Origin of the sequence: Streptococcus sp. Marseille-Q6488, from assembly GCF_946902925.1 — a bacterium.
GTDB lineage: Bacteria > Bacillota > Bacilli > Lactobacillales > Streptococcaceae > Streptococcus.
The window spans coordinates 1-22,584 of the sequence record NZ_CAMPPZ010000001.1; the positions used below are offsets into that span (position 1 = coordinate 1).

Annotated in this window: 20 protein-coding genes and 1 other annotated feature; of the genes, 17 read left to right on the forward strand and 3 right to left on the reverse strand. The window is 39.5% G+C overall.

Annotated elements, in window-relative coordinates:
* Positions 1–211: 211 nt before the first annotated feature.
* Positions 212–299, forward strand: a sequence feature (ribosomal protein L21 leader region).
* Between the two features lie 35 nt (positions 300–334).
* Genes rplU through rpmA form a run of 3 tightly spaced genes read left to right on the forward strand, consistent with a single transcriptional unit; the run spans position 335 to position 1,319 of the window.
* Positions 335–649 (forward strand): 50S ribosomal protein L21, encoded by a 315-nt coding sequence (gene rplU, locus OVN23_RS00005; RefSeq protein ID WP_000109141.1) that lies wholly within the window; start codon positions 335–337, stop codon positions 647–649.
* Positions 650–664: 15 nt separating this feature from the next.
* The gene (locus OVN23_RS00010) at positions 665–1,009 is read left to right on the forward strand and encodes a ribosomal-processing cysteine protease Prp (RefSeq protein WP_000613699.1); all 345 of its coding nucleotides are present in this window, start codon (positions 665–667) and stop codon (positions 1,007–1,009) included.
* 16 nt (positions 1,010–1,025) lie between these two features.
* Positions 1,026–1,319, forward strand: coding sequence for a 50S ribosomal protein L27 (rpmA, locus tag OVN23_RS00015; RefSeq protein WP_000916509.1), 294 nt, complete (start codon positions 1,026–1,028; stop codon positions 1,317–1,319).
* A gap of 426 nt (positions 1,320–1,745) precedes the next feature.
* Here the strand turns inward: rpmA and OVN23_RS00020 are convergent, their stop codons facing one another.
* The gene (locus OVN23_RS00020; RefSeq protein WP_267240009.1) at positions 1,746–1,862 is read right to left on the reverse strand and encodes an SPJ_0845 family protein; all 117 of its coding nucleotides are present in this window, start codon (positions 1,860–1,862) and stop codon (positions 1,746–1,748) included.
* Between the two features lie 307 nt (positions 1,863–2,169).
* On the opposite strand from OVN23_RS00020, the gene OVN23_RS00025 reads away from it, so the two are divergent.
* Positions 2,170–3,087, forward strand: coding sequence for a bifunctional riboflavin kinase/FAD synthetase (locus tag OVN23_RS00025; RefSeq protein ID WP_173217838.1), 918 nt, complete (start codon positions 2,170–2,172; stop codon positions 3,085–3,087).
* Between the two features lie 85 nt (positions 3,088–3,172).
* Here the strand turns inward: OVN23_RS00025 and OVN23_RS00030 are convergent, their stop codons facing one another.
* Complete coding sequence (locus tag OVN23_RS00030) at positions 3,173–4,021, reverse strand: YitT family protein (RefSeq protein WP_050243034.1); 849 nt, start codon at positions 4,019–4,021, stop codon at positions 3,173–3,175.
* A gap of 141 nt (positions 4,022–4,162) precedes the next feature.
* On the opposite strand from OVN23_RS00030, the gene OVN23_RS00035 reads away from it, so the two are divergent.
* The 13 genes from OVN23_RS00035 (at position 4,163) to OVN23_RS00095 (ending at position 22,101) form a co-directional block, all read left to right on the forward strand.
* The gene (locus OVN23_RS00035; protein ID WP_173234047.1) at positions 4,163–5,002 is read left to right on the forward strand and encodes a DegV family protein; all 840 of its coding nucleotides are present in this window, start codon (positions 4,163–4,165) and stop codon (positions 5,000–5,002) included.
* 106 nt (positions 5,003–5,108) lie between these two features.
* Positions 5,109–5,384 carry an HU family DNA-binding protein gene (locus OVN23_RS00040; protein WP_001284639.1) on the forward strand — a complete coding sequence of 92 codons (276 nt, stop codon included), beginning with the start codon at positions 5,109–5,111 and terminating at the stop codon, positions 5,382–5,384.
* 421 nt (positions 5,385–5,805) lie between these two features.
* On the forward strand, positions 5,806–7,707 hold the full coding sequence (gene abc-f, locus OVN23_RS00045; protein WP_267240010.1) for a ribosomal protection-like ABC-F family protein: 1,902 nt from the start codon (positions 5,806–5,808) through the stop codon (positions 7,705–7,707).
* 2 nt (positions 7,708–7,709) lie between these two features.
* Positions 7,710–8,573 (forward strand): MutR family transcriptional regulator, encoded by an 864-nt coding sequence (locus tag OVN23_RS00050; RefSeq protein ID WP_267240137.1) that lies wholly within the window; start codon positions 7,710–7,712, stop codon positions 8,571–8,573.
* Between the two features lie 79 nt (positions 8,574–8,652).
* A complete protein-coding gene (locus tag OVN23_RS00055; protein ID WP_267240011.1) occupies positions 8,653–9,831 on the forward strand; it encodes an MFS transporter in 1,179 nt (392 codons plus the stop codon).
* 92 nt (positions 9,832–9,923) lie between these two features.
* Complete coding sequence (gene ligA / locus OVN23_RS00060) at positions 9,924–11,882, forward strand: NAD-dependent DNA ligase LigA (RefSeq protein ID WP_267240012.1); 1,959 nt, start codon at positions 9,924–9,926, stop codon at positions 11,880–11,882.
* Between the two features lie 110 nt (positions 11,883–11,992).
* A complete protein-coding gene (gene pulA, locus OVN23_RS00065; RefSeq protein WP_050971579.1) occupies positions 11,993–14,272 on the forward strand; it encodes a type I pullulanase in 2,280 nt (759 codons plus the stop codon).
* Between the two features lie 382 nt (positions 14,273–14,654).
* The gene (gene glgB / locus OVN23_RS00070; protein WP_267240013.1) at positions 14,655–16,583 is read left to right on the forward strand and encodes a 1,4-alpha-glucan branching protein GlgB; all 1,929 of its coding nucleotides are present in this window, start codon (positions 14,655–14,657) and stop codon (positions 16,581–16,583) included.
* On the forward strand, positions 16,573–17,715 hold the full coding sequence (locus tag OVN23_RS00075; protein WP_023936814.1) for a glucose-1-phosphate adenylyltransferase: 1,143 nt from the start codon (positions 16,573–16,575) through the stop codon (positions 17,713–17,715). Before glgB ends, OVN23_RS00075 begins: the two co-directional genes overlap by 11 nt.
* Positions 17,705–18,844, forward strand: a complete 1,140-nt coding sequence (glgD, locus tag OVN23_RS00080; protein WP_267240014.1) for a glucose-1-phosphate adenylyltransferase subunit GlgD — start codon at positions 17,705–17,707, stop codon at positions 18,842–18,844. Before OVN23_RS00075 ends, glgD begins: the two co-directional genes overlap by 11 nt.
* Positions 18,841–20,274: a glycogen synthase GlgA gene (gene glgA / locus OVN23_RS00085; RefSeq protein ID WP_267240015.1), complete on the forward strand. Its 1,434-nt coding sequence runs from the start codon at positions 18,841–18,843 to the stop codon at positions 20,272–20,274. The genes glgD and glgA overlap by 4 nt, the downstream gene beginning before the upstream one ends.
* 58 nt (positions 20,275–20,332) lie before the next feature.
* Positions 20,333–20,977 carry a phosphoserine phosphatase SerB gene (gene serB, locus OVN23_RS00090; protein ID WP_267240016.1) on the forward strand — a complete coding sequence of 215 codons (645 nt, stop codon included), beginning with the start codon at positions 20,333–20,335 and terminating at the stop codon, positions 20,975–20,977.
* Between the two features lie 8 nt (positions 20,978–20,985).
* A complete protein-coding gene (locus tag OVN23_RS00095; protein WP_267240017.1) occupies positions 20,986–22,101 on the forward strand; it encodes a glycerate kinase in 1,116 nt (371 codons plus the stop codon).
* Here the strand turns inward: OVN23_RS00095 and OVN23_RS00100 are convergent.
* Positions 22,098–22,544 (reverse strand): YueI family protein, encoded by a 447-nt coding sequence (locus OVN23_RS00100; RefSeq protein ID WP_061439426.1) that lies wholly within the window; start codon positions 22,542–22,544, stop codon positions 22,098–22,100. The genes OVN23_RS00095 and OVN23_RS00100 overlap by 4 nt on opposite strands.
* Between the last annotated feature and the right edge of the window lie 40 nt (positions 22,545–22,584).

Sequence of the window (22,584 nt, forward strand, 5' to 3'; positions counted from 1 at the left end):
TTTATGTTTTGTCATAGTAGACCTCGTTTCTAACTCAAACGTCTCACACTTAATTCCACCATAAAAATCCGTTTTAGACTAATTTCCACTTTGGTCAGGCAAGTGGAAGTTACTTTGAGAAGTTAGCAAGTAAAAGAAAAAGCTTCATTTTAGGTGTTATTACTTGTAAGAAAATAGGAGATATGCTATACTTAGAGAGTTGACTATGCACGTTCCTGTGCAACCGCACGAACATCGTTGCTTGATTATTCAAGTTTAAGTGGTTCGTCCCACGATGCTAGGCGAGTCTTCACAAAAAATCGGGGAAACCCATAAAAATCATAGGAGGTGCATAATGAGCACATACGCAATTATCAAAACTGGCGGAAAACAAGTTAAAGTTGAAGTTGGTCAAGCAGTTTACGTTGAAAAATTGAACGTTGAAGCTGGTCAAGAAGTTACTTTTAACGAAGTTGTTCTTGTTGGTGGTGAAAACACTGTTGTCGGAACTCCACTTGTTGCTGGAGCTACTGTAGTTGGAACTGTTGAAAAACAAGGAAAACAAAAGAAAGTTGTTACTTACAAGTACAAACCTAAAAAAGGTAGCCACCGTAAACAAGGTCACCGTCAACCATATACAAAAGTTGTCATCAACGCAATTAACGCTTAATTTTAAGGAGAACACATGATACAGGCAGTCTTTGAGAGAGCCGAAGATGGCGAGCTGAGGAGTGCGGAAATTACTGGACACGCCGAGAGTGGCGAATACGGCTTAGATGTCGTGTGTGCATCGGTTTCTACGCTTGCCATTAACTTTATCAATTCCATTGAGAAATTTGCAGGCTATGAACCAATCCTAGAATTAAACGAAGATGAAGGTGGCTATCTGATGGTTGAGATTCCAAAAGACCTGCCTTCACACCAGAGAGAAATGACCCAGTTATTCTTTGAATCATTTTTCTTAGGTATGGCAAACTTATCGGAGAACTCTTCTGAGTTCGTCCAAACCAGAGTTATCACAGAAAACTAACACGGAGGAAAACATTATGTTAAAAATGACTCTTAACAACTTGCAACTTTTCGCCCACAAAAAAGGTGGAGGTTCTACATCAAACGGACGTGATTCACAAGCAAAACGTCTTGGAGCTAAAGCAGCTGACGGACAAACTGTAACAGGTGGATCAATCCTTTACCGTCAACGTGGTACACATATCTACCCAGGTGTAAACGTTGGACGTGGTGGAGACGATACTTTGTTCGCTAAAGTTGAGGGCGTAGTACGCTTTGAACGTAAAGGACGCGATAAAAAACAAGTTTCTGTTTACCCAATCGCTAAATAAAAAGTTCCAGTGAACCTTTTTATCCAGAGCCTTGAATTGTAAAGGTGAGGAAGCTCGAAGTAGCATTAAATAAGGCTTTCCGAGTTTTCGGAGAGCCTGTTTTTTTGTTTTGGTACCCATACTTTTTAATATGTATAGTGGATTGAATCTGGAATAGAACACTGCTAAAAATTGATTTGAGTTTCCTACTCGATTTCTTCAGATTTTATTTCAATTGACTATAAGAACTGGTATCCGGTTTCAAATATTGGCTTGTCGTCCCTTAACTTGTCTGAATGGCTTGAGCCGTTCCTTCTGATAAGGGAAAAGATATTCTTTAGCTGAAACTGTCTGAGAATCCAAGCTAACAGACGGAGAGAAAAATAGCTCCAATCTGAAGCACACTGGATGGGAGTTGTTGAAAAGCAGTCATCTAGTTTTTCTTTTCTACTTTGGCTTTTTTTCTTTGTCATCAGGGAAAGTGACTTGCTTCAAATCAGGGAGTTTAGGAAACTCTTCAAATATCTTGACCAAGTTGTCTCGTTTTGTAAATTTTACAGCCATAGGTGTACCTCGATTCTAAATTCTACCTTTTCGACACCAATTAGTAATTTAAAGTTCTCAGGAGTTAGTTGCATTGCTTTTTCATACATAAGCATAGTATGACACTTTATGGTTACCTAACAAGTCTAATCACTCCTTTCAAACTTTTGAAGATGTCCTACAAGTTTTTGAGAAGAATATTGCAAAGTTCATAGTTAAGCAACGATAGAGTGAAGTGCTTTTTGAAAACAGGTACACTTCAGGTGAAAAAAACGATATTTCAGATTTTCTGTTCCAGAAATAGCTATCGCTATGATATAATTATTTTATGATTATTACTATTCCTATAAAAAACCAAAAAGATATTGGCACACCATCTGATTCAGTCGTTGTTCTCGGCTATTTTGATGGTATACACAAGGGGCATCAAGAATTATTTCGTGTTGCCAATAAGGCTGCGAGAAAAGATTTATTACCTATCGTCGTTATGACCTTTAATGAATCTCCAAAGATCGCTTTAGAGCCTTATCATCCTGATCTGTTTTTACATATTTTGAACCCTGCTGAACGTGAGAGGAAATTAAAGCGTGAAGGCGTAGAAGAATTATATCTCCTTGATTTTAGTAGTCAATTCGCTAGTCTCACGGCAGAAGAATTTTTTGCAACCTATATCAAGGCTATGAATGCCAAAATTATTGTTGCAGGTTTTGATTATACATTTGGTTCTGACAAAAAAACAGCAGAAAATTTAAAGGATTACTTTGATGGAGAAGTTATCATTGTTCCACCTGTAGAAGATGAGAAAGGAAAGATTAGTTCAACTCGTATCCGTCAAGCTATTTTAGATGGAAATGTGAAAGAAGCAGGAGAACTTTTGGGGGCACCGCTTCCATCCAGAGGTATGGTGGTTCATGGTAATGCTCGTGGTCGTACGATTGGTTATCCAACAGCTAATTTAGTGCTTTTAGACCGTACTTATATGCCAGCAGATGGCGTTTATGTTGTTGATGTTGAGATTCAAAGACAGAAGTATCGTGCTATGGCTAGTGTCGGGAAAAATGTGACCTTTGATGGAGAAGAAGCACGTTTTGAAGTCAATATTTTTGATTTTAATCAAGATATTTATGGGGAAACCGTCATGGTTTATTGGCTTGATCGCATTCGAGATATGACCAAATTTGACTCAGTTGACCAATTAGTGGATCAGTTAAAGGCTGATGAAGAAGTCGCTAGGAATTGGTCTTAAGAGTTTGAGTAAAGAAAAGAGGTTGTCTGTAACCCAAAAGATAGATGATGTAGTCTAACTTTTGATGTCACGACATTACCTCTTTTTATTCTTTTTCAAAGGTAAATCCTTCTCCAAGGATTTCATGGGCTTCTGTAATGGTTATAAAGGCTTGCGGATCGATTCGATGAATCATTTCCTTCATTTTCACAATCTCATTTCTACCGACAATACAGTAGATAATCTTCAAATCTTTTTGACTATAGTAGCCTTGACCTGAGATGAAAGTAACGCCTCTTCCTAGGTCATCATTAATCGCTTTAGCAAGTTGGTCAGGACGTTTTGTGATAATCATAAAGCCTTTACCAGCATAGCCTCCTTCGCCAATCAAATCAATGACACGAGAAACGATAAAATCAAATAAGAGTGTGTAGGAAACCAATCTCAAATCCTTGAAGATAAGGAGAATGAGCATGAGAATACAAAAATCTAAGATAAAGAGCAGTTTTCCCATTGATATATGAGTGTATTTATTGAGAATACGAGCTAGAATATCAGTTCCGCCAGTTGTACCTCCAGCATTAAAGATAATTCCAAGACCAATTCCCAATAGAATCCCAGCTATAAGAGCAGTGATTAGTAAATCACCTTGAAGATCAATATGAAGTGGAATACGCTCAAAAAAGGCTAACCAGGCGGATAAGGCTAAGGTTCCTAGCAAACTAGAATAGAGGGATTTTGCTCCAAATATTTTCCAAGCTAGGATGAAAAGGGGAATGTTAATCAGCAAGTTCATGAGCGAAACAGGGATTTTAAAAAGATAAAAGGTGATAAGGGTAATACCTGTTGCCCCTCCTTCAAAGAGATGATGAGGAACTACAAAATAAGTTAGACCAAAAGCATAAATAGCAGCACCTAGTAAAATGGTTAAAATGGGGTAAATTTTTTTAATCATAGGACACCTCTTTTCTTATAAGTTGATTATATCAAATTTTTACGGAAAATTTGAGTGACTCCATTAGGATTTTTAATCTTTTTTTGATATAATTAAAAGTAAGAAAACCAATCTGAATCCTAAAATAGAAAGATTGATACTATGACAAAAATTAAGATTGTAACCGATTCATCTGTTACTATTGAACCAGAACTAGTAAAGCAATTAGATATTACGGTAGTGCCACTATCTGTAATGATTGATAATGTTGTTTATTCTGATGCTGATTTGAAAGAAGAAGGTAAATTTCTTCACTTGATGCAAGAAGCTAAGAATCTTCCGAAAACAAGTCAGCCGCCTGTAGGTGTCTTTGCTGAAGTTTTTGAAGACCTGTGCAAGGATGGTAGCCAGATTCTTGCTATTCATATGTCTCATGCTCTTTCGGGGACTGTAGAAGCAGCACGCCAAGGTGCTAGTTTATCTACTGCAGATGTGACTGTTGTTGATAGTTCCTTCACTGACCAAGCCTTGAAATTCCAAGTTGTTGAGGCTGCGAGATTAGCTCAAGAAGGCAAAGACATGGAGACAATTTTAGCTCATGTAGAAGAGGTTAAAAACCATACGGAGCTCTATATTGGCGTTTCTACTCTAGAAAATCTAGTAAAAGGTGGACGAATTGGCCGTGTAACTGGATTGTTAAGCTCCCTTCTCAATATCCGTGTTGTCATGCAAATGAAAGACCATGAATTGCAGCCAATGGTTAAAGGTCGTGGAGCTAAAACTTTTAAAAAATGGTTAGATGAGTTGATAACATCGCTTTCTGAACGTTCTGTAGCAGAGATTGGAATTTCATATTCTGGTAGTGCTGATTGGGCAAAAGAGATGAAAGAAAGCTTACAAGCTTATGTTGAACAGCCAATTTCTGTTTTGGAAACGGGTTCCATTATTCAAACTCACACGGGTGAGAACGCTTGGGCTATTTTGGTACGTTACCACTCCTAAAAAAATAAAGAAAATGGGAAGAAATAGCGTTTTTAACTTGACCTAAAAGGGATTTTAGGATATGATTATATTTGTTAATTAGAAATTATTTGGAGGAATCGTTAACATGGCAAACAAACAAGATTTGATCGCTAAAGTAGCAGAAGCTACAGAATTGACTAAGAAAGACTCAGCAGCAGCAGTTGAAGCTGTATTTGCAGCAGTAGCTGACTATCTTGCAGCTGGTGAAAAAGTTCAATTGATCGGTTTTGGTAACTTTGAAGTTCGTGAGCGTGCAGAACGTAAAGGTCGCAACCCACAAACTGGTAAAGAAATGACAATTGCAGCTTCTAAAGTTCCAGCATTCAAAGCTGGTAAAGCTCTTAAAGACGCTGTTAAATAATTGGTGTTCAAAAAGCCTATTGTATCAAGCTTTCTAGCTTGGTCAGTAGGCTTTTTAATTATGAAATCTAGTAATAAATAGAGTTAAAAAGTTGAATGCTCCGAAAATATTGTATATATAGTAGTTGAATCTAAAATAGTACGAAACAATTTCTAAAACATTTATAGAAATTAATTTTACTTCCTCAATCGATTTGTTCTCATCTTATTTCAATCTGCTATACGTACGTATATAATGAAAAGAATTAAATAATAGACTTGTGCGATAACTATTTGAAGCAAGATTGGCTGGTTAGAAAATCCAACAAGATAGCGAAGGAATCTAACATAAAATATACATAATTTATTTTATGTTATAAACCCTTCGCTAAAATACTTACCATTATCTTGAATGCCTTTGGGAAACATGCTATACTACTTGTATGATTATTTTACAAGCTAATAAAATTGAACGATCTTTTGCAGGAGAGGTTCTTTTTGATAATATCAACCTGCAGGTTGATGAACGAGACAGGATTGCTCTTGTTGGGAAAAATGGAGCAGGTAAGTCTACTCTTTTGAAGATTTTGGTTGGAGAAGAGGAACCAACTAGTGGAGAAATCAATAAGAAAAAAGATATTTCTCTGTCTTACCTAGCCCAAGATAGCCGTTTTGAGTCTGAAAATACCATCTACGATGAAATGCTTTATGTCTTTGATGACTTGCGTCGGACTGAGAAACAACTTCGTCAGATGGAGCTGGAGATGGGTGAAAAGTCTGGTGAGGGCTTGAATAAGCTGATGTCAGATTACGACCGCTTATCTGAGAATTTTCGCCAAGCAGGTGGCTTTACCTATGAAGCCGATATTCGAGCGATTTTAAATGGATTCAAGTTTGATGAATCTATGTGGCAGATGAAAATTGCTGAGCTTTCGGGTGGTCAAAATACTCGCTTAGCTCTGGCCAAAATGCTTCTTGAAAAGCCCAATCTCTTGGTCTTGGACGAGCCAACCAACCACTTGGATATCGAAACCATTGCCTGGCTAGAGAATTACTTGGTAAACTATAGTGGTGCCCTCATTATTGTTAGTCACGACCGTTATTTCTTGGATAAGGTTGCGACGATTACACTGGATTTGACCAAGCATTCCTTGGATCGTTATGTGGGTAATTACTCTCGTTTTGTTGAGTTGAAGGAACAAAAACTAGCTACTGAGGCAAAGCACTATGAAAAGCAACAAAAGGAAATAGCTGCTCTGGAAGATTTTGTCAATCGCAATCTAGTCCGTGCTTCAACGACCAAACGTGCCCAATCTCGACGCAAACAACTGGAAAAAATGGAGCGTTTGGACAAGCCTGAAGCTGGTAAGAAATCAGCCAATATGACCTTCCAGTCTGAAAAAAGCTCTGGTAATGTTGTCCTGACTGTTGAAAATGCGGCTATTGGCTATGATGGGGAAATATTGTCAGAACCTATCAACCTAGACCTTCGTAAGATGAATGCTGTCGCCATCGTTGGTCCCAATGGTATTGGCAAGTCAACTTTTATTAAATCAATCGTGGACCAAATTCCCTTTATCAAGGGTGAAAAGCGATTTGGAGCTAATGTTGAGGTTGGTTACTATGACCAAACCCAAAGCAAGCTGACACCAAGTAATACGGTGCTTGATGAACTCTGGAATGATTTTAAACTGACACCAGAAGTTGAAATCCGCAACCGTCTTGGGGCCTTCCTTTTCTCAGGAGATGATGTTAAAAAATCAGTCGGCATGCTGTCTGGTGGCGAGAAAGCACGTTTGCTTTTGGCTAAATTGTCTATGGAAAACAACAACTTTTTGATTCTGGATGAGCCGACCAACCACTTGGATATTGATAGCAAGGAAGTGCTAGAAAATGCCTTGATTGACTTCGATGGAACTCTTCTATTCGTCAGCCATGACCGTTACTTTATCAATCGTGTGGCAACTCATGTACTGGAATTGTCTGAAAATGGTTCAACTCTCTATCTTGGAGATTACGATTACTATGTTGAGAAGAAATCAGAAGTAGAAATGATTCAAACCGAGGAAGCTTCAACCAGCAATCAAGCAAAAGAAGTAAGTACACTCAATGACTACCAGGCTCAGAAAGAAAGTCAAAAAGAAGTTCGCAAACTCATGCGACAAATTGAAAGTCTAGAAGTTGAAATCGAAGAGTTAGAAAGTCAAAGTCAAGCCATTTCTGAACAAATGTTGGAAACAAACGATGCCGACAAACTGATGGAATTGCAGGCTGAACTGGACAAAATTAGCCACCGTCAGGAAGAAGCCATGCTTGAATGGGAAGAATTATCAGAGCAGGTGTAAAGATGGAACATCTTGGAAAAGTATTTCGTGAATTTCGGACAAGTGGAAATTATTCTTTAAAGGAGGCGGCAGGTGAGTCCTGTTCGACCTCTCAGTTATCTCGCTTTGAGCTTGGGGAGTCTGACCTAGCGGTCTCACGTTTCTTTGAGATTTTGGATAACATTCATGTCACAATCGAAAATTTCATGGATAAGGCTAGGGATTTTCATAATCATGAACATGTTGCCATGATGGGACAAATTGTGCCTCTTTACTATTCAAATGATATTGCAGGTTTTCAAAAGCTTCAAAGAGAACAACTTGAAAAGGCTAAGAGTTCGACAAATCCCCTTTATTTTGAGCTGAACTGGATTTTGCTACAAGGTCTGATTTGTCAAAGAGATTCGAGTTATGATATGAAGCAAGATGATTTGGATAAGGTAGCAGATTATCTCTTCAAAACAGAAGAATGGACCATGTATGAGTTGATTCTGTTTGGTAACCTCTATAGTTTCTACGATGTGGATTATGTCACTCGAATTGGTAGAGAAGTGATGGAGAGGGAGGGATTTTATCAAGAAATTGGTCGCCATAAGAGATTGGTGTTGATTTTGGCGCTCAATTGTTACCAGCATTGTTTAGAGAATCTTTCTTTTGACAATGCAAGTTATTTTGATGCTTATACAGAGAAGATTATTGGTAAAGGTATTAAGCTTTATGAGCGTAATGTTTTCCATTATTTAAAAGGTTTTGCCTTATATCAAAAAGGACAGTGTAAAGAAGGCTGTAAGCAGATGCAAGAGGCCATGCATATTTTTGATGTGCTAGGTCTCCCAGAGCAAGTAGCCTACTATCAGGAACACTACGAAAAATTTATCAAAAATTAATTTTCCCAAATAAGGGAAAAAGAAAAAAGCTCCTTTCGGTTTTGATACAATAGTTTCAAAATTTGAGAGGAGTTTTTATATGAACCGCTATGCAGTACAGTTGATTAGCCGTGGAGCTGTTAACAAGATAGGGAATATGCTCTATGATTATGGAAATAGTGTCTGGTTGGCTTCCATGGGAACTATCGGACAGACAGTTTTGGGAATGTATCAGATTTCAGAACTCGTCACATCTATTCTAGTCAATCCTTTTGGTGGAGTTATATCAGACCGTTTTTCTCGTCGTAAGATTTTAATGACGACAGACCTTGTTTGTGGGATTCTTTGTCTGACTATTTCTTTCATAAGGAATGACAGCTGGATGATTGGGGCTTTGATTTTTGCCAATATTGTTCAGGCGGTTGCATTTGCATTTTCTCGTACAGCCAATAAAGCCATTATAACTGAGGTTGTTGAGAAAGACGAGATTGTGACCTACAATGCTCGTTTAGAGCTGGTTTTGCAGGTTGTAGCTGTAAGTTCTCCTGTACTTTCCTTCCTTGTTTTACAATTTGCCAGTCTCCATACGACGCTTGTTTTAGATGCCATTAGTTTTTTCATCGCATTTACCTTGGTAGCTTTTCTCCCTAAAAAAGAGACTCAGGAACAAGAGAAAAAGACTTTCAGCTGGAAAGCCATTTTTGCTGATATGAAAGATGGACTTGGCTATATTTGGCGCCAGAAAGAAATCTTTTTCCTTTTGTTAGTAGCTTCCAGTGTTAATTTCTTTTTTGCCGCTTTTGAATTTCTCCTCCCCTTTTCAAATAGGCTTTACGGAGTAGAAGGAGCTTACGCAAGTATTTTGACTATGGGGGCTATTGGTTCCATCATTGGGGCTCTTCTAGCTAGTAAAATTAAAGCTAATGTTTATAATCTTTTGATTTTACTGGCTTTGACAGGTGTCGGAGTTCTTATGATGGGATTATCACTTCCAAATTTGCTTTCCTTTTCTGGAAATTTAGTTTGTGAATTGTTTATGACAATTTTTAATATTCACTTTTTTACTCAGGTGCAAACCAAGGTTGAGGGGGAATATTTGGGGAGAGTATTAAGCACAATTTTTACCTTAGCCATTCTATTTATGCCTATTGCAACAGGTTTAATGACCTGGCTTCCAAGTGTTCATCTTTATTCTTTCTTGATTATTGGACTTGGAGTTGTAGCCTTATCTTTCTTAGCTCTCGGATATGTTCGAACTCATTTTAAAAAAGAGACATGAGTCTGTTTGAGTTTTAAAAATAATTCCAATCTAAGTATTTTTTCCGCCCTTCTCGTTTGTGAGGAGGGCTTAGTTTATGGTAAAATGGTCTTATGAATAAAAGAATGAATGAGTTAGTCGCCTTGCTCAATCGCTATGCGTCTGAGTACTATACTAGCGATAATCCCTCGGTTTCAGACAGTGAGTATGATCGCCTTTACCGAGAGTTGGTTGAGTTAGAAACTGCCTATCCAGATCAAGTGCTAGCAGACAGTCCTACCCATCGTGTTGGTGGCAAGGTTTTAGATGGTTTTGAAAAATACAGTCATCAGTATCCTCTTTATAGTTTGCAGGATGCTTTTTCACGTGAGGAGCTTGAAGCTTTTGATGCGCGTGTTCGTAAGGAGGTGGCTCATCCGACCTATATTTGTGAGCTGAAAATCGATGGCTTATCTATCTCGCTGACTTATGAAAAGGGGATTTTAGTTGCTGGGGCAACGCGTGGAGATGGTTCTGTTGGGGAGAATATCACGGAAAACCTCAAGCGTGTTAAGGACATTCCTTTGACTTTGCCAGAAGAACTAGATATCACAGTTCGTGGGGAATGTTACATGCCACGCGCTTCTTTTGACCAGGTCAACCAAGCTCGCCAAGAAAATGGAGAGCCTGAATTTGCCAATCCTCGTAATGCGGCGGCAGGAACCTTGCGTCAGTTGGATACAGCAGTAGTTGCCAAGCGCAATCTTGCAACGTTTCTCTATCAAGAAGCCAGTCCTTCAACTCGTGACAGCCAAGAAAAGGTTTTGAAGCACCTAGAACAGCTCGGTTTTGTAGTCAATCCTAAGCGGATTTTGGCTGAAAACATAGATGAAATCTGGCATTTTATCCAAGAAGTAGGAGAAGAACGAGACAGTCTTCCCTATGATATCGATGGGGTAGTGATCAAGGTAAACGACCTAGCAGGTCAAGAAGAACTTGGCTTTACCGTTAAGGCTCCAAAGTGGGCAGTAGCCTACAAGTTCCCAGCTGAAGAAAAAGAAGCCCAATTACTCTCAGTTGACTGGACAGTAGGCCGTACTGGAGTTGTCACGCCAACTGCAAATCTCACACCAGTACAACTAGCTGGGACAACTGTTAGCCGTGCGACCCTTCACAACGTGGATTATATTGCTGAAAAAGATATCCGCAAGGACGATACGGTTATCGTCTATAAGGCAGGAGATATCATTCCTGCTGTCTTGCGTGTGGTAGAGTCCAAACGGGTTTCTGAAGAGAAACTAGATATTCCTACAAACTGCCCGAGTTGTGACTCTGACTTGTTGCACTTTGAAGATGAAGTGGCTCTCCGTTGTATCAATCCGCGTTGTCCTGCTCAAATCATGGAAGGTTTGATTCACTTTGCTTCTCGAGACACCATGAATATTACAGGTCTTGGTCCATCTATTGTTGAGAAGCTCTTTGCTGCCAATCTAGTCAAGGATGTAGCGGATATTTACCGTTTGCAAGAAGAAGATTTCCTCCTTTTAGAGGGGGTTAAGGAAAAGTCTGCTGGTAAACTCTATCATGCTATTCAAGCATCAAAGGAAAACTCTGCTGAAAAACTCTTGTTTGGTTTGGGAATTCGCCATGTCGGAAGCAAGGCCAGTCAGCTCTTACTCCAACATTTCCATTCAATTGAAAATCTGGCTCAGGCAGATCCAGAGGAAGTGGCTAGTATTGAAAGTCTGGGTGGTGTGATTGCCAAGAGTCTTCAGACTTACTTTGCTACAGAAGGCTCTGAAATTCTCCTCAGAGAATTGAGAGAAGCTGGGGTCAATCTGGACTATAAAGGTCAGACAGTAGTTGCGAATGCGGCCTTGTCAGGTTTGACCGTGGTATTGACTGGAAAATTGGAACGTCTCAAGCGCTCAGAAGCCAAAAGCAAACTTGAAAGTTTGGGTGCCAAGGTAACAGGCAGTGTGTCTAAAAAGACCGACCTCGTCGTGGCAGGAGCAGATGCTGGAAGTAAACTTCAAAAGGCACAAGAACTTGGTATTGAGGTTAGAGACGAGGCATGGCTAGAAAGTTTGTAATGATCTTTTAAAAATAGAGTTTAGATAGAATGACAATATTTGTTAATCGGGACAAAATCGGTCAAGAATTTATTAGTGAAACAGAAATAAAATAAAAAGGAAAAATAAAAATGTATACCTACCCTATGCGCATTCATTACCATCGCAAGAATGGTGAATATGACACTTGCTCTTTTGTAAAAAGCCAGGATCAACGAATTGATTTACTAACTTACCAAGAAGATTATTTTGGTGCCTTATTTAGCTTTGAACACCCAAGTGTTCATCCCTTAGAAAGCTTGAATTTTGTGGTTCATACCGGCCAAATCAGTAAAGAATATGCTATCCGTTTTAATCACTATCCCCTCTTAACAGAGGTCTGGATTTTGGAAGGCGATGATCGGATTTATTACTCTGAAAATCCTGCTATTGCCAGTCCTTTCTATAAAAATCAAAATCCTTTTGCCTTTGATAAGGCCATTAACAGCGCTAGTTTTGACCATCATTGGGGTTACCAAGGGGAATTGGGTTGCCATGTAGAGGACAATCAGGCTCATTTTTCCCTCTGGTCACCAACAGCGACAGCAGTACAGGTTGTGGTTTATGAATCAGCTACTAATGATGCACCTGTTTGGAAGACTTTTGATATGGAGAGAGGCAATCGCTACTCTTATAACCATAAGGACAATACTATTGGTGTCTGGAGTTTGGATGTTGAGGAAGATTTGACTGGTAAGGCTTATCAGTATCAAGTCCAATTCCCTCATCACGAAACACTGACACGTGATCCTTATACAATAGCGACCAGCCCTGATGGCAAACGTTCTGCTATTCTGAGCCATGCAGAAAAACAAGTCGAAAATTTCGAGGTCAAGCATGGTTCTGATGCTGCTTGGCGTTTGGAAAATCCATGTAAGGCAGTTATTTGTGAAATGCATATTCGTGATTTGACCCAATCACCGACCTCAGGTGTGGATGAACATCTTCGAGGAACGTTCTTGGGTGCTGCTCAGACTGGAACGGTTAACCAGTACGGTCAGTCAACTGCTTTTGATCATATCAAGAAGTTGGGCTACAATTATGTTCAGTTGCAACCAATTGCAGACCGTCACAAAGAATACGATGAGGACGGGAATGTAACCTACAACTGGGGTTATGATCCACAAAACTATAACGCACCAGAAACTAGTTTTTCAACTAATCCAGATGATCCAGCTCAGGTCATTCGTGATTTGAAGACCATGGTTCAAGCTTACCACGATGCGGGTATTGGTGTCATTATGGATGTGGTCTATAACCATACCTTTTCAGTTGTTGATGCACCTTTCCAAACAACTGTCCCTGATTACTATTATCGTATGAATCCAGACGGTACCTTCCAGAATGGAACGGGTGTTGGAAATGAAACAGCCAGTGAACACGAAATGTTTCGCAAGTATATGATTGATTCTCTTCTATACTGGGTGCAGGAATACAATATTGACGGATTCCGTTTTGACTTGATGGGGATTCATGATGTCAAGACCATGCAGATGATTCGTCAGAGTTTGGATGAAATTGACCCTAACATTATCCTCTATGGAGAAGGTTGGGATATGGGAACAGGTCTTGCCCCTTATGATAAGGCTAAGAAAGACAACGCCTACGAAATGCCAAACATTGGTTTCTTTAATGACAATCAGCGTGATGCTGTCAAAGGTGGAGAAGTTTACGGTGCAATTAAATCAGGTTTTGTCAGTGGTGCTGCGACAGAGCCAATTCTAGCTAAAGCAATCCTAGGAAGTCGTGAATTAGGAACCTATACACATCCAAATCAGGTGCTTAACTATGTAGAAGCCCATGACAATTACAATCTTCACGATTTATTGGCAACTCTTCATCCAGACCAAAGTTCAGAACAAATCATGCGCAAGGTTGAGACAGCCACAGCCATGAATCTGCTCATGCAAGGAATGGCCTTTATGGAAATCGGTCAAGAATTTGGTCGTACCAAACTGGTTGCGACTGGTGAGAATGGTGAGTTGACCCATGATGATAGAGAGCGTGCGATGAATAGCTATAATGCTCCTGACAGTGTGAACCAAGTCAACTGGGATTTGATCAATGAGCGTCAAGATAGTATTGAGTTTATCCGTCAAGTCATCCGATTGAAGACAAAAACTGGTGCCTTTTCTTACTCTAGCTATGATGAAATTTACCATCATGTCTTTGTGCATTCTGCGATTGAACATAGCGGCTGCCTTATCTATGAAGTTCATGGGAAAGAACACCTCTTGGTTGTTGTGAATGCTAAATCCGAACCCTATCAGTTTGAGAATGCAGGAAATTTAGCCATGTTGGTAACCAATAGTCGTTCAAAAGAAGATAATGTTTTAGATGATATTAGTCTAGCCGTCTTGAGTGTTTTATAAAGACCATCTATCTCGCTATTCTAACACATTATTGGAAGTGAACGAATAGAAAGAGCTTAGCTAACAACTCACTTGTATAGAAAAGTTGATAAATATTTTCATCAAATGTGTAAAATCAGGAAATTGTTTTCCTGGTTTTATTTTTTTGCTATAAAACAATAATAATCATAGAAAAAATCCGAACTTTTTGGTATTATAGTAGAGAAAAGAAAGGCGTTTTCACATTTTTTTGAAAAAATATTGCTTTACAATTGAACGAGAAAGTGAACTTTTTGTAGATTTTCAAAATAATTTTAAATAAGTATAGTAATTTACTTGAATCTTCTCTAAAAAGGTAGTATAATAAAAACATAGAAAACGCTTACAGAAAAGAGGGGGTATTATGGATAAAAGAGAAGCTTTGCGCACCTTTATGACAGGAGAGAATTTTCACCTTCAGCATTATCTAGGAGCACATAAAGAGCAAGTGAATGGAGAGTATGGCTATACTTTCCGTGTTTGGGCACCTAATGCTCAGGCTGTCCACTTGGTGGGGGATTTTACCAACTGGATTGAGGGTCAGATTCCAATGGTAAGAAATGACTTTGGGGTCTGGGAAGTCTTTACCAATATGGCTCAAGAAGGGCATATTTACAAATATCATGTCACACGTCAAAATGGTCATCAACTGATGAAGATTGACCCTTTTGCTGTCAGATATGAGGCTCGTCCAGGAACAGGGGCAATCGTAACAGAGCTTCCTGAGAAGAAATGGAGGGATGGACTTTGGCTGGCACGAAGAAAACGTTGGGGCTTTGCTGAACGTCCTGTCAATATCTATGAAGTTCACGCTGGCTCATGGAAAAGAAATCCTGATGGTAGTCCCTATAGTTTTGCCCAGCTCAAGGATGAACTTATCCCTTACCTAGTTGAGATGAACTATACTCATATTGAGTTTATGCCTTTGATGTCCCACCCTCTCGGTTTGAGTTGGGGTTATCAGCTCATGGGGTACTTCGCTTTAGAGCATGCTTATGGTCGACCAGAGGAGTTTCAAGATTTTGTCGAGGAGTGTCATATCCATAATATTGGGGTTATTGTGGACTGGGTACCTGGTCACTTTACCATCAATGATGATGCCTTAGCCTATTATGATGGGACACCGACTTTTGAATACCAAGACCATAATAAGGCTCATAACTATGGTTGGGGTGCCCTTAACTTTGACCTTGGAAAAAATGAAGTCCAGTCCTTCTTGATTTCTTGTATTAAGCATTGGATTGATGTCTATCATTTGGATGGTATTCGTGTGGATGCTGTTAGCAACATGCTCTATTTGGACTATGATGATGCTCCATGGACACCTAACAAAGATGGGGGAAATCTCAACTATGAAGGTTATTATTTCCTTCAACGCTTGAATGACATTATTAAGTTAGAATATCCAGATGTGATGATGATTGCAGAAGAAAGTTCGTCTGCAACCAAGATTACGGGAATGAAAGAGCTTGGTGGTCTAGGATTTGACTACAAATGGAACATGGGCTGGATGAATGATATCCTCCGTTTCTACGAAGAAGACCCAATTTACCGTAAGTATGATTTTAATTTGGTGACGTTCAGCTTTATGTATGTTTTCAATGAAAACTATCTCTTGCCATTCTCGCACGATGAAGTGGTTCATGGCAAGAAGAGTATGATGCATAAGATGTGGGGAGATCGTTACAATCAATTCGCAGGCTTGCGCAATCTCTACACTTACCAAATTTGTCACCCTGGTAAGAAATTGCTCTTCATGGGTAGCGAATACGGCCAATTCCTAGAATGGAAATCTGAAGAGCAGTTGGAATGGTCTAACCTAGAAGACCCAATGAATGCTAAGATGAAGTATTTCACTTCTCAGCTAAATCAGTTTTACAAAGACAACCGCTGTCTGTGGGAAATTGATACCAGCTATGATGGTATTGAAATCATTGATGCGGATAATCGAGACCAGAGTGTTCTTTCCTTTATTCGTAAGGGTAAAAAGGGAGAAATGTTAGTCTGTATCTTTAACATGGCACCTGTTGAACGGAAAGATTTTACAATCGGACTACCCGTTGCAGGAATTTACGAAGAAGTCTGGAATACTGAGTTAGAAGAGTGGGGAGGCGTTTGGAAAGAACATAATCAAACTGTTCAAACGCAAGAAGGACTATGGAAAGATTATGAGCAGACCTTAACCTTTACCCTACCGGCTATGGGAGCTAGTGTATGGAAAATCAAACGTCGCTTGAAGTCCACTAAAACCGTCACAAGTAAAAACCAAAAAGGAGTAGAAAATGAAGAATGAAATGTTAGCTTTGATTCTTGCTGGTGGGCAAGGAACTCGTCTCGGTAAACTCACTCAAAGCATCGCAAAACCAGCTGTGCAATTTGGTGGGCGCTACCGTATCATTGACTTTGCCCTTTCAAACTGTGCCAACTCAGGGATTCACAATGTTGGAGTCATTACACAGTACCAGCCACTTGCTCTCAACAATCATATTGGGAATGGTTCAAGCTGGGGACTAGATGGTATCAATTCTGGTGTTTCTATTCTCCAACCTTATTCTGCCAGTGAAGGAAATCGTTGGTTTGAGGGGACTAGTCACGCTATTTACCAAAATATCGACTATATCGACAGTGTCAATCCTGAGTATGTCTTGATTTTGTCTGGGGATCACATCTACAAAATGGACTATGATGATATGCTCCAGTCTCATAAGGATAATAATGCCAGCTTGACAGTAGCAGTTTTAGACGTCCCTCTTAAAGAAGCAAGCCGTTTTGGTATCATGAATACTGATGCCAACAATCGTATTGTTGAATTTGAAGAAAAACCAGCTCAACCTAAATCTACAAAAGCTTCTATGGGAATCTACATTTTTGATTGGCAACGCCTTCGTAATATGTTAGTCGCTGCTGAAAAGAGCAATGTAGATATGTCAGACTTTGGTAAAAATGTCATTCCAAATTACCTTGAGTCAGGTGAAAGTGTTTATGCTTACGAATTTAGCGGTTACTGGAAAGATGTTGGTACGATTGAGTCACTTTGGGAAGCGAATATGGAGTACATTTCTCCAGAAAATGCCTTGGATAGTCGTAACCGTCAATGGAAGATTTACTCAAGAAACTTGATTTCACCACCAAACTTCCTTGGGGCAAATGCTGATGTGGAAGACTCATTAGTTGTAGACGGATGTTTCGTTGATGGAACTGTTAAACATTCTATCCTTTCAACAGGCGCGCAAGTTCGCGAAGGAGCGGAAGTTGTTGATTCAGTTATCATGAGTGGAGCTATCATTGGTCAAGGAGCTAAGATTAAACGTGCCATTATTGGTGAAGGTGCGATTATTTCTGACGGTGTCGAAATTGATGGAACAGAAGAAGTACAAGTTGTAGGATATGATGAAGTAGTGGGGGTAGCAACAGATGAAGATTGATAAATATTCTGCCATTTTAGGAAATACAGTTGGTTTTCATGATATGTCGACATTGACGGACCACCGTCCAGTAGCAAGTTTGCCATTTGGTGGGAAATATCGTTTGATCGACTTCCCACTTTCAAGCCTTGCTAATGCAGGTGTTCGTAGTGTCTTTGGTATTTTCCAGCAGGATAATATCAGCTCAGTCTTTGACCATATTCGTTCAGGACGCGAGTGGGGCTTATCAACCCTTCTTAGCCATTACTATCTAGGGATTTACAATACCCGTGTAGAAAGTAGCACAGTTGGAAAAGAATACTACCAACAGCTTCTTACTTATTTGAAACGTTCTGGGTCAAACCAAACGGTTTCCCTCAACTGCGATGTCCTGATTAACATTGATTTGAACCAAGTTTTCCACCTACATAGTACAACAAAAGGGCCTATCACTGTAGTTTATAAAAAACTAGCTAAGAAAGATATTTCAGAAGTAAATGCAATCTTGGAAGTGGATGAAACAGACCATGTTCTTTCTCATAAACTCTTTGATAGCAAGTCAACAGCTGAAATGTTCAATATGTCTACAGATATCTTTGTCGTTGATACACCTTGGTTGATTGAACGCTTGGAAGAAGAAGCTAAAAAAGAACATCCAGAGAAGTTGCGCTATGTTTTACGTGATTTAGCTGCCAAAGAAGGAGCTTTTGCCTACGAGTATACAGGCTACCTTGCAAATATTCATTCTGTAGAGTCTTATTACCAAGCTAATAAAGATATGCTTGAATCACAGAAATTCTATTCTCTTTTCTCACCAAACCAAAAGATTTATACAAAGGTCAAAAACGAAGAGCCAACTTACTATGCTAATACATCTAAAGTAAGCACTTCTCAGTTTGCGTCTGGTAGTATCATTGAAGGTCAAGTGGCAAATTCTGTTCTATCACGTAATATTCATGTACATAAGGATAGCCTGGTTAAAGATAGCCTGCTCTTCCCTCGTGTTGTTATTGGAGAAGGAGCTCAGGTTGAATATGCTATCTTGGACAAGGGTGTTGAAGTTGAGCCTGGTGTTGTGATTCGAGGAACTGCAGAACATCCAGTTGTTGTTAAGAAAGGTAGCAAAGTAACAGAGGATATTCATTCATGAAAATTTTATTTGTAGCAGCAGAGGGTGCACCCTTTTCAAAAACAGGTGGTCTGGGAGACGTCATTGGCGCTCTTCCAAAATCACTGGTAAAAGCTGGGCACGAAGTTGCAGTTATTTTACCCTACTATGACATGGTAGAGGCTAAATTTGGAAATCAGATTGAAGATGTGCTTCATTTTGAGGTGAGTGTTGGTTGGCGCAGACAGTACTGTGGAATTAAGAAAACCGTCTTAAACGGTGTAACCTTCTACTTTATTGACAGCCAATATTATTTCTTCCGTGGTCATGTTTATGGTGATTTTGATGACGGAGAGCGCTTTGCTTTCTTCCAACTGGCTGCCATTGAGGCTATGGAAAGGATTGACTTTATTCCTGATCTTCTCCATGCTCATGACTACCATACAGCTATGATTCCTTTCTTGTTAAAGGGAAAATACCGTTGGATTCGAGCCTATCAAGGAATAAAAACTGTTTTAACCATTCATAATTTGGAATTTCAAGGACAATTTTCAGAAGGAATGTTATGGGATTTGTTTGGAGTTGGCTTTGAACGTTATGCTGATGGTACCCTTCGCTGGAACAACTGTTTAAACTGGATGAAGGCAGGTATTCTCTATGCGGATCGTGTTTCAACCGTTTCACCTAGCTATGCTCATGAAATCATGACCAGTCAGTTCGGATGTAACTTGGATCAGATTCTTCGAATGGAGTCTGGCAAGGTGTCTGGTATCGTGAATGGGATTGATGCTGACCTGTATAATCCTCAGACGGATGCTCTTTTAGACTATCATTTCAATCAGGAAGATTTGTCTGGGAAAGCCAAAAATAAGGCAAAATTGCAAGAAAGAGTTGGCTTGCCAGTTAGATCTGACGTTCCACTGGTGGGAATTGTTTCTCGTTTGACACGTCAAAAAGGTTTTGATGTGGTGGTCGAAAGTCTTCACCATATCTTGCAAAATGATGTTCAGATTGTTCTTTTGGGAACTGGCGATCCAGCATTTGAAGGAGCTTTCTCATGGTTTGCTCAGATTTACCCAGACAAGCTATCAGCAAATATCACTTTTGATGTCAAACTAGCTCAAGAAATCTACGCTGCTTGTGACCTCTTCCTCATGCCAAGTCGTTTTGAACCGTGTGGCTTGTCTCAAATGATGGCGATGCGTTACGGAACCTTGCCATTGGTCCATGAAGTTGGTGGCTTGCGAGATACAGTTCGCGCTTTCAATCCAATCGAAGGAAGCGGTACTGGCTTTAGCTTTGACAATCTATCTCCTTACTGGTTAAATTGGACTTTCCAAACAGCTTTGGACTTGTATAGAAACCATCCAGACATTTGGAGAAACCTACAAAAACAAGCTATGGAGTGTGATTTCTCATGGGATACAGCCTGCAAGTCATATCTTGACTTGTACCATAGTTTAGTTAACTAATAGATAAAATCGTATGATGACTTCATACGATTTTTAGGCTGTTTAGAGAGGAGAACTGATGTCTCAAGTAAAAGGCTTGTGTGTCATGGATGTTGATGGAACCTTAATCTTAGAAGAAGTGATTGATCTTTTGGGAAGAGAGGTAGGTCGTGAAGAGGAAATTTCGCTGATTACAAGTCGGGCAATGCAAGGAGAGTTGGACTTTGAAAGCAGTTTACGAAAAAGAGTGTCCTTCTTGGAAGGTCTTCCTATTTCGGTCTTTGATAAAGTTTTCAACTCAATTCATCTATCGCCAAATGCCCAGAAATTTATCTCTATTCTCCAAAAGAATGGCATCCTAGTTGGTCTGGTGTCTGGTGGATTTACACCAATAGTTGAGAGATTAGCAAAATCTCTTGGTATTGCCTATTTCTCTGCCAATCAACTTGAAGTCAAAGATGATCTTCTAACAGGAAAATTAGTTGGACAAATTATAAGTCCTGAGGTCAAAAAAGAGACTCTGGCAAAATGGAGAGAGAAACTAAAACTTCCTAAAGAAAGAACGATTGCAATCGGTGACGGGGCCAATGATTTATTGATGTTGAAATCAGCAGGATTGGGAATTGCTTTTTGTGCCAAAGAAGTACTCAGAAAAGAAATACCACATCATGTTGACAAGAGAGATTTTTTAGAAGTTCTACCTTTGATTGACTGTTTAGAATGAGGGAAAATATGAAGATTGTAATTGCACCAGATTCATTTAAGGAAAGCTTGACCGCTGAAGAGGTAGCTGAAGCAATAAAAAGAGGCTTCCAACAATCGATAGCAGATGTAGAATGTCTCCTCTGCCCTGTTGGTGATGGGGGAGAAGGTACAGTAGATTCCATTCGACATTCTCTTGACCTTGAAGAAAAATGGATCCGAGTGACAGGACCTTTTGGTCAAAAAGAAACCATGCGCTATTTTCAAAAAGAACAACTGGCACTATTTGAAGTTGCTGATTTAGTTGGCCTTGGAAAAATTCCGATAGAGAAACGAAATCCACTTCAAATCCAGACTTGTGGTATTGGAGAGTTGATTCGTCATCTCATTGCTCAAGGGATTAAAGAAATCTATATCGGTGTTGGTGGTACGGCCAGTAATGATGGAGGAATTGGGATCGCTGCTGGTTTAGGTTATCGATTTTATGATAGGGATGGAAATGTCTTGCCCACTTGCGGTCAGTCCTTATTAAACTTAGCTTCTATGTCAACAGAAAATCGCTGTGAAATTCCTGAAGATGTGCAAATTCGTATTTTAGCAGATGTCGTGAGTCCCTTATGTGGTCATCAAGGTGCGACCTATATTTTTGGAAAACAAAAAGGCCTAGATTCTACTATGTTTGCAGTCGTAGATCAGGCAATCCAAGATTTTTATGAAAAAGCCTCACCTGTAACATTGGAAATTAAAGGAGTAGGAGCTGGTGGAGGCATTGCTGGCGGTTTGTGTGCCTTTGCTCAAGCAAGAATCGTATCTGGGATTGATACCTGCTTGAACTTAATTAACTTTGATAAGAAAGTTTCACATGCTGACTTGGTAGTTGTAGGAGAAGGAAGGCTAGATCGTCAAAGTTTAGCAGGTAAAGCGCCTATAGGTGTTGCAAAAAGAACCCCTGTCGGAGTTCCTGTCATTGCTATTTGTGGTAGTCTTGCTGACGATTTACCTCCTTTACCATTTGAAAATATCCAAGCTGCCTTTTCTATTTTGGAGAAATGTGAACCTTTAGAAGATAGTTTGAAAAATGCCAGTCTCTATCTGGAGCACACGGCTGCCAATATTGGGCGTTTATTAAGTCTGAGTAAGATTTAGCCGAACCATTTCTTCCATAAGGATGTTTTGGCAGGTTCTTCCTTTTTAACTTCCCAAAGTTTTGCAAAAGCAAGTCGAAGGTCCTTTTCTTCTACTTGTACTGGTGCATTGCTATGGATAATCAGGCCAAAAGGAGAAGAAGTATGCTCTTCAGATACGATGGTAGCTTGACTATCAGTTTCTTTAGCTTCTTTTAAGTAGAAAACTTGCTTGTCAAATTCGATATTTGGTGAAATCTTTACAAATAGTGGCTCTGCTTTTTCCTGAAGATTTTCTAAAATAGATAAAAAACCTTTTTCTAACTGAGGGCTATTTGCTGTGTCAATATCTGCATATCCAAGAACTCTTTCCTCAAAGGTACCAAGATAGCGTCTTTGCTCATCCGGATTTAATTTTGGCCCACCATGAGCTTTTTCAAGTAATTGTTTTGATAAATCTGTCATGAAAACAGTATATCATAAAAGATAGAATAAAACAGACAAA